Origin of the sequence: Neisseria sp. HMSC064D07 (genome assembly GCF_001837185.1) — a bacterium.
GTDB lineage: Bacteria > Pseudomonadota > Gammaproteobacteria > Burkholderiales > Neisseriaceae > Neisseria > Neisseria flavescens_C.
Map to the genome: position 1 here is coordinate 52075 of NZ_KV831704.1, position 15914 is coordinate 67988.

General features: G+C 47.3%; 16 protein-coding genes. 13 read left to right on the forward strand and 3 right to left on the reverse strand.

Annotation, left to right across the window (positions count from 1 at the left end; genetic code table 11):
• The first annotated feature begins 11 nt into the window (after window positions 1-11).
• From HMPREF2608_RS08550 to rplS, 6 genes are all read left to right on the forward strand, one after another.
• Window positions 12-1409 (forward strand): HAMP domain-containing sensor histidine kinase, encoded by a 1398-nt coding sequence (locus HMPREF2608_RS08550; RefSeq protein WP_036493156.1) that lies wholly within the window; start codon window positions 12-14, stop codon window positions 1407-1409.
• 55 nt (window positions 1410-1464) lie between these two features.
• Entirely contained in the window at window positions 1465-3855 is a 2391-nt protein-coding gene (locus HMPREF2608_RS08555; RefSeq protein WP_070826642.1) for a bifunctional acetate--CoA ligase family protein/GNAT family N-acetyltransferase, read from the forward strand.
• A 75-nt stretch (window positions 3856-3930) separates the two neighbouring features.
• A complete protein-coding gene (gene rpsP / locus HMPREF2608_RS08560) occupies window positions 3931-4179 on the forward strand; it encodes a 30S ribosomal protein S16 (RefSeq protein ID WP_003684452.1) in 249 nt (82 codons plus the stop codon).
• A gap of 15 nt (window positions 4180-4194) precedes the next feature.
• Window positions 4195-4704: a ribosome maturation factor RimM gene (gene rimM / locus HMPREF2608_RS08565; RefSeq protein WP_070826643.1), complete on the forward strand. Its 510-nt coding sequence runs from the start codon at window positions 4195-4197 to the stop codon at window positions 4702-4704.
• A complete protein-coding gene (gene trmD, locus HMPREF2608_RS08570) occupies window positions 4704-5453 on the forward strand; it encodes a tRNA (guanosine(37)-N1)-methyltransferase TrmD (protein ID WP_003684316.1) in 750 nt (249 codons plus the stop codon). Before rimM ends, trmD begins: the two co-directional genes overlap by 1 nt.
• A gap of 14 nt (window positions 5454-5467) precedes the next feature.
• Window positions 5468-5833, forward strand: coding sequence for a 50S ribosomal protein L19 (rplS, locus tag HMPREF2608_RS08575; RefSeq protein ID WP_003679470.1), 366 nt, complete (start codon window positions 5468-5470; stop codon window positions 5831-5833).
• Between the two features lie 212 nt (window positions 5834-6045).
• On the opposite strand, the gene HMPREF2608_RS08580 is transcribed toward rplS, so the two are convergent.
• Window positions 6046-7455 carry a PepSY-associated TM helix domain-containing protein gene (locus tag HMPREF2608_RS08580; protein ID WP_070826644.1) on the reverse strand — a complete coding sequence of 470 codons (1410 nt, stop codon included), beginning with the start codon at window positions 7453-7455 and terminating at the stop codon, window positions 6046-6048.
• Window positions 7456-7799: 344 nt separating this feature from the next.
• Between HMPREF2608_RS08580 and greA the strand changes: the two genes are divergently transcribed.
• Together greA and HMPREF2608_RS08590 are read left to right on the forward strand one after the other, a co-directional pair.
• Window positions 7800-8276, forward strand: coding sequence for a transcription elongation factor GreA (gene greA / locus HMPREF2608_RS08585; protein ID WP_036493143.1), 477 nt, complete (start codon window positions 7800-7802; stop codon window positions 8274-8276).
• Between the two features lie 87 nt (window positions 8277-8363).
• Entirely contained in the window at window positions 8364-8792 is a 429-nt protein-coding gene (locus HMPREF2608_RS08590) for a DUF4149 domain-containing protein (protein WP_036493141.1), read from the forward strand.
• 139 nt (window positions 8793-8931) lie between these two features.
• Here the strand turns inward: HMPREF2608_RS08590 and HMPREF2608_RS08595 are convergent, their stop codons facing one another.
• The gene (locus HMPREF2608_RS08595) at window positions 8932-9693 is read right to left on the reverse strand and encodes an OmpA family protein (protein WP_003748686.1); all 762 of its coding nucleotides are present in this window, start codon (window positions 9691-9693) and stop codon (window positions 8932-8934) included.
• Window positions 9694-10135: 442 nt separating this feature from the next.
• Here HMPREF2608_RS08595 and HMPREF2608_RS08600 point away from each other — a divergent pair, with 442 nt between their 5' ends.
• Window positions 10136-11086 carry a CysB family HTH-type transcriptional regulator gene (locus tag HMPREF2608_RS08600; RefSeq protein ID WP_070826650.1) on the forward strand — a complete coding sequence of 317 codons (951 nt, stop codon included), beginning with the start codon at window positions 10136-10138 and terminating at the stop codon, window positions 11084-11086.
• Window positions 11087-11172: 86 nt separating this feature from the next.
• Here HMPREF2608_RS08600 and fnr read toward each other — a convergent pair whose 3' ends face one another.
• The gene (fnr, locus tag HMPREF2608_RS08605; RefSeq protein ID WP_039862092.1) at window positions 11173-11907 is read right to left on the reverse strand and encodes a fumarate/nitrate reduction transcriptional regulator Fnr; all 735 of its coding nucleotides are present in this window, start codon (window positions 11905-11907) and stop codon (window positions 11173-11175) included.
• Between the two features lie 162 nt (window positions 11908-12069).
• On the opposite strand from fnr, the gene hemN reads away from it, so the two are divergent.
• From hemN to HMPREF2608_RS08630, 4 genes are all read left to right on the forward strand, one after another.
• The gene (gene hemN / locus HMPREF2608_RS08610) at window positions 12070-13491 is read left to right on the forward strand and encodes an oxygen-independent coproporphyrinogen III oxidase (RefSeq protein ID WP_070826645.1); all 1422 of its coding nucleotides are present in this window, start codon (window positions 12070-12072) and stop codon (window positions 13489-13491) included.
• A 131-nt stretch (window positions 13492-13622) separates the two neighbouring features.
• Complete coding sequence (locus HMPREF2608_RS08615; protein ID WP_049331146.1) at window positions 13623-13955, forward strand: hypothetical protein; 333 nt, start codon at window positions 13623-13625, stop codon at window positions 13953-13955.
• A 616-nt stretch (window positions 13956-14571) separates the two neighbouring features.
• Window positions 14572-14817, forward strand: coding sequence for a DUF1289 domain-containing protein (locus HMPREF2608_RS08625; RefSeq protein ID WP_070826647.1), 246 nt, complete (start codon window positions 14572-14574; stop codon window positions 14815-14817).
• A gap of 38 nt (window positions 14818-14855) precedes the next feature.
• Window positions 14856-15842: a TraB/GumN family protein gene (locus tag HMPREF2608_RS08630; protein ID WP_070826648.1), complete on the forward strand. Its 987-nt coding sequence runs from the start codon at window positions 14856-14858 to the stop codon at window positions 15840-15842.
• Window positions 15843-15914 lie beyond the last annotated feature (72 nt).

Here is a 15914-nt window from a genome sequence, read left to right on the forward strand (position 1 = left end):
TAAACAGATCAATGAAACTGTTTCAACGCATCTTCGCCACATTTTGCGCAGTCATCGTCTGCGCAATCTTTGTGGCGAGTTTTTCATTTTGGCTGGTACAAAACACCCTCGCCGAAAACCAATTCAACCAACGCCGCACCATCGAAACCACATTGATGAGCAGCATCATCTCCGCGTTCAACTCGCGCGGAGACAGCGGTGCACGCGAAATTCTTTCGGAATGGAAAAACAATCCGGTTTCCAATGCCGTTTATGTGATTACCGGCGACGATAAAAAAGATATTTTAGGCCGCAATATTGACAGCCTGTCCATCGAACGCGCCCGCATCTTCGCCATCAACAATCCCGAATCCGATTTAGCCCACATCGAATACGACCGCTTCGGCGAAGAATACCTCTTCTTCATTAAAGGCTGGGACAACCATCAAGCCCAGCGCCTGCCCAGCCCGCTTTTCATTCCCGGCCTGCCGCTCTCACCGATTTGGCACGAATTTATCATTCTGTCTTTCATCATCATCGTCGGCCTCTTGATGGCATATATCCTTGCCAACAATATTACCAAGCCCATTAAAATTCTTGGCGGCGGCATGGACAGGGTAGCCAACGGCGAACTCGAAACCCGCATTTCCCAGCAGGTTGACGACCGTGACGACGAATTGTCCCACCTTGCCGTACAGTTCGACAAAATGGCCGAAAAATTGGAAAAACTTGTGGCCAAAGAGCGTCATTTGCTCCACCACGTTTCTCATGAAATGCGTTCGCCGCTGGCACGTATGCAGGCGATTGTCGGCCTGATTCAATCTCAGCCGCAAAAACAAGAGCAATACCTCAAGCGGCTTGAAGGCGAATTGGTGCGCATGGATACTTTGGTAGGTGAATTATTGACCCTCTCCCGCCTGGAGACCTCCAACATTCCTTTGGAAAAAGAAAACCTCAAACTCGTTCCGTTCCTGACCAACTTGATTGAGGACAACCAAAGCATTGCCCACCAAAACAATCAAAGCGTTACCTTGAGCATTGACCCTAAAATCCCTGAAAATGCCGTGATCAGTGCTAACGAAGGCTATTTGTACCGCGCCTTTGACAACGTTATCCGCAACGCCATCAACTACAGTCCGGAAGGCAGTACCATTCAGGCCCATATCGGACAAGACGGCAAACACTGGATTATCGATGTTACCGACAATGGCCCGGGTGTCGATGAAATGCAGCTTCCGCATATTTTTACCGCCTTTTATCGTGCCGACTCCAGCGCACACAAGCCAGGCACCGGCTTGGGACTTGCCTTGACGCAACACATCATGGAGCAGCACTGCGGCAAAATCATTGCTGAAAATATCAAACCCAACGGCCTGAGGATGCGTTTCATCCTTCCCAAAAAGAAAGCCGGAGACAAAAAAGAAGCCTAAAAATAAGGCTGTCTGAAACTCTTCAGACGGCCCAAAACACAAATAAGGAACCATCATGAATGCAACCGTCCAAACCGGCTACTTCTTCATGCCCGAACACATCATCCTTGTCGGCGCCAGCGAACGTCCGCACAGCCTTGGTGAACGCATTTTCAGCCACCTGCTCGGTTCCTCATATCAAGGCAAAATCACGCCCGTCAATCTCCGCCACAGCAGCGTCGCCGGCCTCCCTTCCTACTCCAGCCTCAGCAAAATTCCAGGCCGGGCCGACCTAGTTGTCGCTGTCATCCCGCACGACCATTACGACACACTGTTCAAAGCCTGCCGCAAAAAAGGCCTGCGCCACATTATCCTGATCCAAGATTGGGAAAACCTGCCGCCCGAATCCTGCAAAAATGCCCGTTCCATCATTCAAAAATATCACGGCGACGAATTAAACATCAGCGTGTGTAACAGCGCAGGCATCCAACTTCCCTCACTCAATCTCAATATCGGCACCCAAGCCGACTATCCGGCCGGCCATATCGCATTACTCACCGGCCACAGCACTGTCAGCCGCAACATCAACCATCTGTTGAACACAATGCATCAAGGCGTATCGCGCCACATCAGCCTCAACTACAACCTAAGCCCCACTACATCCGCCGACTGGCTCAACCGCTTCGGCCACAACCGTCATACCAAAGTTGCCGTCATCCACTACAATCCGGCCGAAAACCAACGCGAGCTGTTCAGCGCCATCCGACACTTTACACGCCACACCCCGCTTATCCTGTTGTCCACACATTACACCGACGACACAGACAAAGCCGTCCTACACAGCCTCAGCCGCCATTGCAACTTCCTGCCGGTATTCAATATCAACGAACTCGAAGCAGCCTTAAAAGCCCATCTTTCCGGCATTCCCGTCATTACCCATCCCACTATTTTGTCCGATACGCCGATAGAATGGCTGCGCAGCACCGCCGATGCCTGCCAATTGACCCTCAACCTTCCAACCGACGCACCATCCATCCAACAAGGCTGCATCGGCAGCGACCCCACGCCCGCACGCATCCACCGCCTGGCACTCGAACAATTGCAAAATCCGCACACCCAAGCCCTGCTCGGCATTATTTCGCCGGACACGCCGGCCGCGTACGGCATTCATCAAACACTGAATAACTTAGCACAAAAAACCAGCAAGCCCATTCTCATCAGCCATCGTTTTTCAGACGGCCTGACCCGGTTCAACACCCCGGAAGAAGCCTTGCTGACACTTTATTTCCGCAATCAAACCGCCTGTTTGCAACAAGCGCAAAACACCCCCGCCCCAGCCAAAACAGGCCGTCTGAAAACGCCTAAAAACAAAAGTATCGATAAAGCCATTGCATCCGGTCAAACCGACCTGATGACAGAGGCCCTTTACTTGCCTCCGTGCCAAACCCAAAAGCACAATGCCGTTCAATTCCGGTTCAGCCGTCATGCCATTTACGGCAACATCCTTACCGCCCATTACAACGGCCAAACCCAAGCCGCATTACCGCCCTTTACCACGCTCGATATCCAGCGTTTAAGCCAATTTGCAGAACTTGACAATACTTCCGTTCTCAATCAATTCCTGCATTCCCTAAACACGCTTATCCACAACAATCAGCATATCGGCGACATCATCCTCAACTACAACGGCGGCCAATACAGCAGCACCATCATTCCCGAAATTGTGGAAAAACCAGCCGCACCGACAACCAAAATCCCCAAAAAAGCCGTCCAAACCTTAGAACAGGCCGCAGCAAAAATGCAAAGCGCCGCCGCCTACCTCCAACAAAAAAATCCGGTAGCGGCCGAGTTCCTACGCAACACCGGTGAAGCCGCTTCCGAACTGCTGCACCCTAAAACCGAAACGCCCGAGATACAAAACGTACTCGCACCCTATCCGAGCCAAACAGATACCTTTACCCTGCCAGACGGCAACACACTACACATCCGCGCACTAGAGCCTGAAGATGCCGAAGCCAAACAACAATTTGTCCGCCAATTACCCGCGGCCGACCGCTATACGCGCTTCATGACCCATACCAACGAGTTACCGCTGCCCACGCTCGCACGGCTGACACGCCCTGATTTCCATGCCGAATGCGCGTGGGTAGCCTTCGCTTCAGACGGCCATATCGTCGCAGTCAGCCGTTACAGCCGCATCAATCGTAATGAGTGCGAGTTCGGCATTACTTTAGCACCTGAAGCACGCAAAACCGGCTTGGCAGGCAAAATGATGAGCCTCATTATCCAAACTGCCACACAGCAAGGTTACCAAACCATGAATGCGGAAATCCTCAAAGAAAACACACCAATGCTCAAACTCGCTGAAAAATCAGGATTTACCGTTACCCCGTCGGAAACCGACCGCGGCCTGTATCAAGCCAGCCTCGATTTGAACGAATGGCAAAACAGCAACAAAAACAAATAAAAACTTGCATAACCCGTGTGAAATATCCTAAAATTAGCGGTTTCTATATATCCGCATTTTTCAAAAGGACTCAAAATGGTAGTTATCCGTTTGGCTCGCGGCGGCTCAAAACACCGCCCTTTCTTCAACGTAGTCGTAACTGACTCTCGCAACCGTCGTGACGGCCGCTTCATCGAGCGCGTAGGTTTCTACAACCCCGTTGCCAACGAAAAACAAGAACGCGTACGTTTTGACGCAGACCGCATCAACCACTGGGTTGCTCAAGGCGCGAAAGTTAGCGACGCAGTTGCCAAACTGATTAAAGAGCAAAAAATCGCTGCTTAATCAGCCGAAACGACCATGACAGACACTCAAAAACGGGTAGCCATGGGCTACATCAAAGGCGTATTCGGCATTAAAGGCTGGCTTAAAATTGCTGCCAATACCGAATATACCGACAGCCTGCTGGACTACCCCGAGTGGCAGTTGTGCAAGGATGGCAAAACCCTGAATGTTGTGCTTGAGGCAGGTAAAATTGTCAATGGCGAACTTCAGGTCAAATTTGAAGGTATAGACGATCGCGATCAAGCATTTGCCTTGCGCGGCTATACCATCGAAATTCCCAGAGAGTCATTCGCCCCTACTGAAGAAGACGAATACTACTGGGCAGATTTAGTCGGCATGACCGTCATCAACAAAGAAAACATCATCCTCGGCAAAGTCAGCAACCTGATGGAAACCGGTGCAAACGATGTTTTGATGATTAAAGGCGAACACGGACAAATCCTGATTCCCTTCGTCTCCAACTATATCGAATCTGTCGATACCGACAGCAAAACCATTATTGCCGACTGGGGTTTGGACTACTGATGCTGATTCAAGCCATCACCATTTTCCCAGAGATGTTCGACAGTATTGTCGAATACGGCGTTACAGGCAGAGCAAGAAAACAAAATCTTTGGCAGTTTCAAGCCATCAATCCCCGAAAATTTGCCGACAACAAACTTGGCTATATCGATGATCGCCCCTTCGGAGGTGGTCCGGGAATGATTATGATGGCGCCGCCGCTTCAAGCGGCAATTGAAGAAGCCAAAGCAAACTCGCAAAAACCTGCCAAAGTAATTTATCTCAGTCCGCAAGGTCAGCCGCTGACACATAAAAAAGCTGCAGAACTTGCCGAACTGCCCCATCTTATTCTTCTATGCGGACGCTATGAAGGCATAGATGAAAGACTACTGCAAAGCAGTGTGGACGAAGAAATCAGCATTGGCGACTTTGTCGTCTCAGGTGGCGAATTACCCGCCATGATGTTGATGGATGCTGTCTTAAGATTGGTTCCGGGCGTATTGGGCGATATACAGTCAGCCGAACAAGACTCGTTTTCAGACGGCCTTTTAGACTGTCCTCATTACACCAAACCCGTAGAATTCCAAGGCATGATGGTTCCTGATGTCTTACGCTCAGGAAATCATGGCTTGATTGCCGAGTGGCGATTGAAACAATCGCTGCGACGCACTTTAGAGCGCCGACCCGATTTATTGGAAAAGCGCAGTTTAATCCCAAAGGAATCCCGCCTCTTAAAAGAAATCTTGCAAGAGCAACAGGAAATCCAATCATAACTTAGGAAAAACAAATGAACTTGATTCAACAATTAGAGCAAGAAGAAATCGCTCGCTTGAACAAAGAAATCCCTGAATTCGCTCCAGGCGACACCGTTGTCGTATCTGTACGCGTAGTTGAGGGTTCTCGCAGCCGTCTGCAAGCATACGAAGGTGTTGTTATCGCTCGCCGCAACCGTGGCCTGAACAGCAACTTCATCGTTCGCAAAATCTCTAGCGGCGAAGGTGTAGAACGTACTTTCCAACTGTACTCTCCTACCGTAGAAAAAATCGAAGTTAAACGCCGTGGTGACGTACGTCGCGCCAAACTGTACTACTTGCGCGGCCTGACCGGTAAAGCAGCTCGCATTAAAGAAAAATTGCCTGCTCGCAAAGGTTAATAGCCTTCATCAAAAACCCACTTCAATGAAGTGGGTTTTTTGTTTTTATACAAGATCTCCTCGTCTTTCTTACACCAATCCTGCAAGCCAACCACAATCTCCATTTTACATATAAACTTAAACAGAATCGTAACTTACCTACCTCTTTTAACCTTTATAAAAAAGGCCGTCTGAAACAAAAGATTCAGACGGCCTTTAATAACATCGGACGGTTATTTAAACCATCTTGCCAATGCTGGGATACGTGATAACAACAATGTATCCAAAATCCAAATAACAGCGATTGCGGCAATGGCTGTTGGGAAAATCACGGCCAAAATCAGAAGTGGCGCAGCCATTGCCCACCATACCGGCAATTTGATTTTCTGTGCAGGAGGAACCAAACCACGTGCTTCCGAAGGACGGCGTTTCCACCACATTACACAGCCGCTGACACAGATAAAGATAATCGCCAGACAGAACAAGACATTTGCCAATACGCTCCACCAGCCCAGTGTACCCATATGCAAAGCAATGCTTGCCGCCATGAATTTACCAAACCAGTTGTAATCATCGAAATGAATATCAGCCAGGATTTTGCCACTGTATTGATCAATGTGTACCGTACGATCCGCAGTCGGACTAATCATATCGTAGCTCATTGAGTCTTGCGACAGCGTCCATACGCCGGTTTCACCTTTAGGCAGGTTCAACTGATAGCGGCCTTTAAAGCCAATTTCGCGCGCAAAGCGGTCAACCGTCTCCAACGTCATCGGCTCACTCGGATTAATGCCATTTTCGCCCATTGTCGTACCGGAAACCGGCATAGGCGTCAGCTCCAAAATCCACGGAACTTCTTTAGATTTACCGTCATTCAGCACATCACCATGGGTTGGTACGGAAGATACCGGATTAGGCTCCACGCCCCATTTACCCGCAGGAAATTGGCTCCACGCCTGAACCACTTTACCGCCCCAAATACCTGCCCAAGCAATACCTGACAGACAGAACAGCAATAAAATCAAAGAAATCCAAGAGCCAAATGCACCGTGCAGGTTGCGCCACCAAGAACGACCTTTGCCTGCTTTAGGCAAAAAAACAGCCTTCAGACTACGCTGTTTTATCCACCACAAATAAATACCGGTCACAATCATGATGATGGTTAGCGACGCAGCGGTTTCCAACAGGTAGTCACCTGTCGCCCCTAGCATAATATCGCCGTGGATTTCGTCCATCGTGTGATACCAGCCTTGCCCGCGCAGCATCGTATTCACGACTTTTGCCGTATAGGGATCAACGGCAACCATAGTGGCTTTATCGTCATTGTTTACACGGAATACGGCAACCATATCATCTGCGCGCGGCGCAATATATTGCACCACAGAGGCAGTTTCCGGATTCACAAACTGTCTGGCAGCTTCAGCCTGAGCCGACAAAGGCTGCACCACTGCCTGCGGCGTAATATGTATGCGTTCGCCTTCTTTACCAGTGATATTGGCAAATAGCAGCATTCCCAACCCTGTAACAGCGAGCAGGGTTAAAAACGGCGCAACCAAAAGTCCGGCATAAAAATGCCATCGCCAAACAGTCAAATAACGGCGGTTAGCCTGTTGTTCATTTTGGGAAGTTGGTTTTGTTTCCATATATTCTCTTTATATAGTTAAAGCAGACTAATTATTACGAATTAGCATCAGACATTTTAATCAAAAACATTTATTTAAGAAACCGTTTTTCCCATGCAGCTTTGAAATACTTCAATATTTAGTTTTCAGGCCGTCTGAAAAAACAAAATAGACAGAAAACAACACTTTACTGAAAATCCGTTTTAATCATTGCGGTTTCGGCAGAATTTGGTAGAATACAGGCATTACTTATTTATTCATCAAGCCGCCAAGCTTTGGCGGCTTGTATTTTTATTTCCAATCCGGCTACCGCGCGTGGCCGGATAAAATTTTAAAAGCATCATCATGCTTTCATGGAGAACTCAATGCAAAAAATCCCTTTGACCGTCCGTGGTGCAGAATTGTTGAAACAAGAACTTCAACACCTCAAAAGCGTAGCACGTCCAGAAGTCATTGAAGCCATCGCCGAAGCACGTTCACACGGCGACTTGTCTGAAAACGCAGAATACGAAGCTGCCAAAGAACGTCAAGGCTTTATCGAAGGTCGTATCGCCGAGCTGGAACACAAACTCTCTATGGCGCATATCATCAACCCTGCCGAAATCCATGCAGAAGGCAAAATTGTGTTCGGCACAACTGTGACACTGGAAGATTTGGAAACTGAAGAACAAGTTACCTACCAAATCGTCGGTGAAGATGAAGCAGACATTAAAGAACGCAAAATCTACGTTGGCTCCCCAATTGCCCGTGCCTTGATCGGAAAAGAAGAAGGCGACGTTGCAGAAGTTCAGGCCCCCGGCGGCGTGCGTGAATATGATATTATTTCCGTACAATACATCTAAATAAACTCAAGGCCGTCTGAAAACGTTTTCAGACGGCCTTTTGTTACACCATCACAACTAAAACAGAATTTCCCAAAGAGAAACCAGATGAGTCTACCCTACAAAATCACTCAAACCGCTGCTGCCATTTGGCTAGGCATGCAACTGACAGCAGGCTATATTGTCGCCCCCATCCTATTCCATCTCCTGCCTAAGATGCTGGCAGGCGAAATCGCCGGCATTTTGTTTGCCATTACCGCAATATGCGGCTTAGTTATTTTTGGCGCAGCCTATGCCTTTTTCAGACGGCAACTGGCCTCCCTCTCTTGGTGGGTTTTGGTACTTTGGCTACTCTTAGCCTGTAATCATCTTTTGGTTACGCCGGTTATCGAGGCGCACAAGTACGGACTGGATAACTGGCTCTTATCCCTAGTAGGCGGAACATTCGGCATTTGGCATGGCTTATCCAGTATTATTTTTTTAATCTGTACGATACTGGCAGCTATGTGCGTATGGAAATGGCCCGGACCAAACTAAACTGTTTTAATAAAAGGCCGTCTGAAAATAAATCTTTCAGACGGCTCTTCTTACTTTGAAATCACGAATTATCTTGATTACTCAAATACAAGCCATAAAAAAATGCCCCGCATATCGCAGGGCATTTTTCACAAACCGATTAAGGTTTAGCGTAACCGTGAACGCCATTGTAAGGAGCTGGGATCCAACCTTCATCAGTAGCAGGCAATTCGCCTTGACCTTCGATAGTTTGGCCTGGAGCAACTTGACGAGTAACAACGCTGCGGATTTTAACATCAACGCGACGGTCAGGTTCGATACAAGCGATAAGAGCAGCACGTTTCTTAGCTTTAGAAACTTTTTTGCCCAGTTTAGCAACTTCAGCTTCACAAGTAGCAGTCATGCGAGCTTGAGATTCGCCCAGACCTACCGCAGAGATTTTGCTAGAAGCAACGCCATGACCTACCAAGTAGTTAGCAACTACGTTGGCACGACGCTCAGACAGAGCTTGGTTGTATTGCTCAGAACCCATGAAGTCAGTGTGACCTTCAACACGTACAGTTTGTACGCTTTCGTTGCTCAGGCGTTGAGCCAAAGCGTCCAGGTTTTCTTGAGCTTCAGGGCGCAGGTTGTCTTTGTCGAAGCCGAACAGAGTTTTAGTAGACAGAGAAACAGTTTCATCAACATACTCAGGAGCTTGTTGTACAGGAGCAACTGCTTCACGATCACCACATTCAACACGGCCTTGGGTAGCTTTGTCGAAGTAGCTGTTTTTCCAGCATTCGCCGTAGTTATTACGGACGATTTCTTGAGATTGGCTGCTTACGGTGTAACCGTGTTTGGTATGCGCTTCGCTGGCCATAGCGGTGCCGGAGGCAACCAAGGCAACGAACAATGCGCTTAATTTCAGCTGTTTGGTCATTTTATTCCCTCATCAAATTGTTATGCGGCGGACTAGGAAAGCAACCGCTGCAAAGTACCAATATACAGGCCGCAGTATCAAAACAGCGGCAAATCGGATATATCAGGTTGCACTATAAAGAAGCGCAAGGCAAACTGTCAATACTCGATGCCTTCAAACAATTATGAAGTGCCTGCTTCCTAGTAGTTAATCATGCCGAAAAATCAATCTTGTGTCATTAATTTAGGGCAAAATCAGCCAATTCACCCGCCCAAAGTTGTACAAAAACAACAAAACTTCATCCCCCTTTCATTCACAGATTTCCTGTTTTCATATCATTAAAAGATATTTTCATTAAAAACAACCATTTTCAAAACTCAGGGCAAAACCGGGCAAAATATGTTAAATTACAGACCGTTTGTCGCACAAAATCCACAATAACAACGTATCCGATACTGCCACCATGAAACTGCAACAATTACGTTACGCCCTTGAAGTTTACCGGCACAATCTGAATGTCTCTGAAGCCGCCGATGCGCTTTTTACATCCCAGCCCGGCATTTCCAAACAAATCCGCCTGCTTGAAGAAGAATTGGGTATCCAAATTTTTATCCGCAGTGGCAAGCGTGTGGTTTCCGTTTCGCAACCGGGCAAAGCCGTGTTAGAGATTTCGGAACGGATTTTGCGTGATGTACAGAACATTAAAAATATCGGCAGCGAATTTACCGATCATGACAGCGGCTCCCTGACCATTGCCACGACGCACACCCAAGCGCGTTATGCATTACCTAAAATCGTTGCGGAATTTGTGAAAAACTATCCTAAAGTCAATTTAACCATCAAACAAGGCAGCCCTTCTGCCATTGCGCAAATGGTCAGCAGCGGCGAAGCGGATTTGGCAATTATTACCGAACGCATTGACGATCACCCCGAGTTGAGCAAACTACCCTGCTATGAATGGAACCATGCCGTCATTGTTCCGCACGACCACTCTCTTTTGGACTGCCGCAATCCTTTAAGCCTTGAAGATTTGGCTTCATTTCCGCTGGTTACTTACGAATTTGCGTTCAACTCCGGCAGCAGCATTGCGCGTACCTTTAATAAAGCGCATATCGAGCAACCTGATGTTGCTTTATCGGCTGCCGATACGGATGTATTGAAGACGTATGTACGCTTAGGCTTAGGCGTAGGTTTGATGGCCAAAATGGCTTACGATCCTGTTATTGATCAAGATTTGCAGCTGATTGATGCGGCACACTTATTTGAACCTTCGCCCACTTGGATAGCCTTACGCTCAGATACCTACCTGCGCGGTTACGCGTATGACTTTATCCAGATGTTTGCACCGAAACTGACCAGAGAAGTAGTCGACCGCATTCTGTACACGCCGGTTGTTGAAGATTTTTCAATTTAATATCTGACTATAACTTGCGTAACTTAACAATTATTCTTTAATTCTTGTTAAAAAGGCCGTCTGAAATATTTCAGACGGCCTAAGATTCAGATAGCGTGCGAACAACCAGAAACCATTTTCTTCAAGGTTGTCGCATCTAAGATTTTGATGTGCTTGTGTTCAACAGAAATCAAGCCTTCATGATGGAATTTAGACAAGGTGCGGCTGACTGTTTCCAGTTTCAGCCCCAAATAGCTGCCGATTTCCTCACGCGACATCCGCAAGATAAAATCATTAGCGGCAAAGCCTCGTGAATAGAGACGCTGGGATAGGTTGAGCAAGAATGCCGCCAATCGCTCTTCAGCGCGCATATTGCCCAAAAGCAGCATAACGCCCTGATCTCGGACAATTTCGCGGCTCATCAAGCGGAAAAAGTGAGAACGAAGACTGGGAATATCCTGTCCAAGTTCTTCAATATGTGTAAACGGAAGCTCGCATACTTCGCTGTCTTCCAAAGCCACAGCATCACAGCTGTGAATATGGGAACAAATCCCATCCATACCGATCAGCTCGCCCGACATAAAAAAGCCGGTTACCTGATCTCGTCCATCTTGGCTGGCGACTGTTGTCTTAAAGAAGCCCGCACGGATGGCAAACAAAGAGGTAAACGGCTCGCCGGCACGGAACAGGTATTCACCTTTTTTCAGACGGCGGCTTTGACGAATAACCGCATCTAATTGTGAAAATTCGTTAGGCATCAGTCCGACAGGCAAACACAGCTCGCGTAAAGAACATGTGGAACACAAGGTTTTCATTTGATGTGTTGCATTGTGTGTAGCCATAACGCACCTTTAATTTGCTTAGTTCTCTCAATCCCTGATTAAGCCGAATAACTATTGACCCATGTCAAAGTCGGCATATCATTATGAGGCATTCTACCAAACTATCGAAATTTTGACTAAAATTTTCCCTAATTTCCTTACTTCATACTACAAGCCCCGACCATGAAAATCATCCCCATCTCAAATAACACCAACACAAACAATGAATTACCGGAATTCGACCGCGAATTGATTGCCAGTTTGCCATCAAGCGGTCCACGTTATACATCCTATCCGACCGCCGACCGCTTCCATGAAGGCTTTAAAGAAGCCGAATATATCCAAGCTTTAAACCTACGCAACATGGGCGCGCTCAACAAACCCCTTTCACTCTACATCCACATTCCCTTCTGCAATACCATCTGCTACTACTGCGGCTGCAACAAAATCATTACCAAAGACAAAAGCCGTGCCGATGCCTATATCCAGTATCTGGAAAAAGAAATGGAATTGCTGGCACCGCATTTGGGCGGAAGACACCAGCTCGCGCAGCTCCACTTCGGCGGCGGCACACCCACATTCCTGAGCGACGACCAACTCGAACGCGTCTTCGACATGATCCGCAAATACTTCCAGCTGATTCCCAACGGCGAATACTCCATAGAAATCGACCCGCGCAAAGTCAGCCGCGAAACCGTCCTCAAACTGGGCAAACTCGGTTTCAACCGCATGAGTGTCGGCATTCAAGACTTTGACCCTAAAGTGCAGGAAGCAGTTAACCGCATTCAAAGTTATGAAGAAACCAAAGAAGTGATTGATGCCGCGCGTGAAGCCGGGTTTAAATCAGTCAGCGTCGATTTGATTTACGGCCTTCCGCACCAAAACACCGAAAGTATCAAAATCACCATCGATACGGTCTTATCCCTCGATCCCGACCGCCTTGCCCTCTACCACTACGCTCACTTGCCGCATATCTTCAAACCGCAACGCCGTATCGACACCAATGTCGTTCCCGGCAGCGAAGAAAAACTCGATATGCTGCAATATTGCGTCCAAACCCTGACTGAGCGCGGCTACGTTTTCATCGGTATGGACCACTTTGCCAAACCTGACGACGAGCTCTCCATCGCTCTCAAAGAAGGCTTCCTGCAACGCAACTTCCAAGGCTACTCGACCTATGCCGACTGCGACCTGGTAGCGATTGGCGTGTCCTCTATCGGCAAAATCGGTAGCACCTACTCCCAAAACGAGCGCGACATCGATGCCTATTACGCTGCACTCGATGCCGGACATCTGCCGATTATGCGCGGCTACCAGCTCAATCAAGACGATATTTTGCGCCGCAACATCATTCAGGATTTGATGTGCCGCTTCTCGCTCGACTATCGGATTTACGAAAGCGTGTTCGGCATTCCGTTTAGCCGTTATTTTGCAGCCGAACTGGAAGATATGAAGCAACTGGAAACCCTCGGTCTGGTCCGCCTCAAACCGCACGGCCTGACCGTTACGCCGAAGGGTCGTTTCTTGATCCGCAACATCGCCATGGTGTTCGACTACCATTTGCGCCATAAAGAAACCAAAGCCAAATACTCGCAAACCGTATAAACAGAAATGGAAAAGGTCGTCTGAAAATTTTCAGACGACCTTTGTTTTTATTTTCAATACTTTCGGGTAACATAAAACCATATTTTCCGCTTTATCAGAATTCAAAGTTAATTTGTATAGGCGCGTATCCTATGGTTACCGAACAGCAAAACGATATCCTCAGCATCAATCAAGTACAGCTTCTCCTTGCTGAAAAACGCACGGCACTTGCTATCATGCGTACAGGTATTGCCGTTTTCGCACTCCCTTTGTCTATTTTCAGTGCGCTGATTGCGACATCGAAATGGTACGAGGCCGTTGATGTTTGGCCTTTGCTCGTACTGGTCAGTCTGATGAACATCAGCTTGATTATTTTCTCGGTCTATCTGATTACCCGCTCGCTCCGTAGAATGCACCAATATGACCGGCTGATTGCCGATATCAAATACAACAATCAGTCTTTGCGCAAACTGATTAAGTCATAAAATGCAGATAGTTGGGGCTGAACATAGGTTGTCTGAAAATCAAAATATAGCGGAACTCCAAATATGTATTAAAACATGATTCTGTCAAACATACCGTAATTGTTCTTGGAGATGTTACTGTATACTTTGCTCCCCCCATTTGAATCGATACGATACCATTGCAGTAATTGAGATTAAAATGAACAACAAATATAAAGAATGGATAAAAATCATACTGCTCCCTCATTTAATAACGGCTATTTTTTTAGGGCCGGCAATAATTGTTTTTTGGTCAGGTGGATTTATCGGTCTCTATTCTGTTATAAACGTGTTCAGTGAATTAGGTTCGCTTAAATATTGTATTTATATTGGAATTCCTTTAATTTTTATAATGTTCTTACTTGGGTTTTATTGGAAAAATCTGACAATAGGGAAGATACTGACTTCTTCTGCGATATATTTATGGTTTCTCTTAGGTTTTTTATGCCTAGGGTGGCAGATATAAATTTATTGAAATGATCAACTCAATTGGACATTGATAGGAACCCTGCTGGATACACCGATCATGTTTAGACAAATACAAATGCAGTCTGCAATTTTGGTTTATCCGGTCTCAGGTCTCGAACGCTTTTAAAATATGGAACAACCCGATTTTTTCCCCATCCCCAGTCCCTGTATAGGTGTCTGCGAAGCCAATGCCAAAGGTTATTGCAAAGGCTGCCTGCGCAGCCGGGAAGAGCGCCTGTACTGGCTCCAGATGACCGACAGCCAAAAGCATCAAGTCATGCACCTTCTATCCCTCAGGAAAGCCAAAATCCGCAACCGCAAAACAGAAAAGACCGACACGGGCGAACATCCGGTTCAAAACCTGCTCGATTTCTAAATTGCCCTTGCCTACAGCACACCACAATAAGGAAAAACATGAAAAAACTGCTTGCCTGCCTGCTGATACCATTTACCGCCCTCGCCTTGGGCGCCTGCAAACCCGCCGCGACCTCACCCGAAAGCAAACCTGCCGAACTTAACTGGCAGCAGCCTAAACTGACCAGCAATGTCTGGAAAATCAGCAAAGAAGGCCAACCAGACTCCTATCTGCTCGGCACCATCCACATGGGACGAACCAATCAAACCTTGTCTTCCGATGCCCTCAAACTGTTGCAATCCACCGACCAACTGACGACAGAAGTTGACCCACTACCGGACAGCAGTCCGGAAACGAAAAAAATGTATCAAAAATACTTCAAGGAAGTCATGAGTACCGAACCACTCAGCCGCAAGCTTGGCAAAACAGATTTCCGTCTTTTACAAGAAATCTATTCAAAAAATGAAGAAAGCCGACCCATTGCCCAAATTGCCGACAAACTCCATCCGTGGGCGGCATTAGTCTTTGTCGGCAGCGCATTTCCCCAAGGATATAGCGCAGAAACCGGTGCAGATATGTTGCTGACCAACGCAGCAGTCAATATCAACAAACCGCGTGGTTCATTAGAAAGCTTGGACGAAGTTTCCGCAATCTTCAAAGCACAGCCTGAAGAAACCATGCTCAACTTTCTGAAAGCCAGCATTAAAACCAATAAAGAAGAAACCGAAGATATCAAAAAACTCCATCAAGCCTATTCAGACGGCCGCTTTGAAGAACTCATTCCACTTTTGGAAGAAACCGAACAGCGCACCCTCAAACTTGTTGATACTAAGTACGCCAAAGCCATGTCCGATTGGCTGAAAAACGACCTCCTGATCCGCCGCAACTTGGCATGGCTGCCTGAAATCCGCAAGCAATCCGCCAAACAAAGCACCCTCTTTGCTGTCGGCATTGCCCATTTATCCAGCGAAAAAGGCCTAATCGAACTATTGCGTCAAGAAGGCTATCAAGTAACGCCCGAACCCAAAGTCCTGATTTGGCAATAAACCTTATCAGCAAACGACAAGGCCGTCTGAAAGTCTTTCTTTCAGACGGCCTGAGACCTTTGCAAAAAAGCC

What these genes read in the sequence shown, in the direction of transcription:
- trmD (WP_003684316.1), top strand. Translation starts at nt 4,704, where the DNA reads ATGCTGATTCAAGCCATCACCATTTTCCCAGAGATGTTCGACAGTATT.
- HMPREF2608_RS08625 (WP_070826647.1), top strand. Translation starts at nt 14,572, where the DNA reads ATGGAACAACCCGATTTTTTCCCCATCCCCAGTCCCTGTATAGGTGTC.
- rpsP (WP_003684452.1), top strand. Translation starts at nt 3,931, where the DNA reads ATGGTAGTTATCCGTTTGGCTCGCGGCGGCTCAAAACACCGCCCTTTC.
- HMPREF2608_RS08595 (WP_003748686.1), bottom strand. Translation starts at nt 9,693, where the DNA reads ATGACCAAACAGCTGAAATTAAGCGCATTGTTCGTTGCCTTGGTTGCC.
- HMPREF2608_RS08550 (WP_036493156.1), top strand. Translation starts at nt 12, where the DNA reads ATGAAACTGTTTCAACGCATCTTCGCCACATTTTGCGCAGTCATCGTC.
- fnr (WP_039862092.1), bottom strand. Translation starts at nt 11,907, where the DNA reads ATGGCTACACACAATGCAACACATCAAATGAAAACCTTGTGTTCCACA.
- HMPREF2608_RS08590 (WP_036493141.1), top strand. Translation starts at nt 8,364, where the DNA reads ATGAGTCTACCCTACAAAATCACTCAAACCGCTGCTGCCATTTGGCTA.
- HMPREF2608_RS08630 (WP_070826648.1), top strand. Translation starts at nt 14,856, where the DNA reads ATGAAAAAACTGCTTGCCTGCCTGCTGATACCATTTACCGCCCTCGCC.
- rimM (WP_070826643.1), top strand. Translation starts at nt 4,195, where the DNA reads ATGACAGACACTCAAAAACGGGTAGCCATGGGCTACATCAAAGGCGTA.
- HMPREF2608_RS08555 (WP_070826642.1), top strand. Translation starts at nt 1,465, where the DNA reads ATGAATGCAACCGTCCAAACCGGCTACTTCTTCATGCCCGAACACATC.
- HMPREF2608_RS08615 (WP_049331146.1), top strand. Translation starts at nt 13,623, where the DNA reads ATGGTTACCGAACAGCAAAACGATATCCTCAGCATCAATCAAGTACAG.
- hemN (WP_070826645.1), top strand. Translation starts at nt 12,070, where the DNA reads ATGAAAATCATCCCCATCTCAAATAACACCAACACAAACAATGAATTA.
- greA (WP_036493143.1), top strand. Translation starts at nt 7,800, where the DNA reads ATGCAAAAAATCCCTTTGACCGTCCGTGGTGCAGAATTGTTGAAACAA.
- HMPREF2608_RS08580 (WP_070826644.1), bottom strand. Translation starts at nt 7,455, where the DNA reads ATGGAAACAAAACCAACTTCCCAAAATGAACAACAGGCTAACCGCCGT.
- HMPREF2608_RS08600 (WP_070826650.1), top strand. Translation starts at nt 10,136, where the DNA reads ATGAAACTGCAACAATTACGTTACGCCCTTGAAGTTTACCGGCACAAT.
- rplS (WP_003679470.1), top strand. Translation starts at nt 5,468, where the DNA reads ATGAACTTGATTCAACAATTAGAGCAAGAAGAAATCGCTCGCTTGAAC.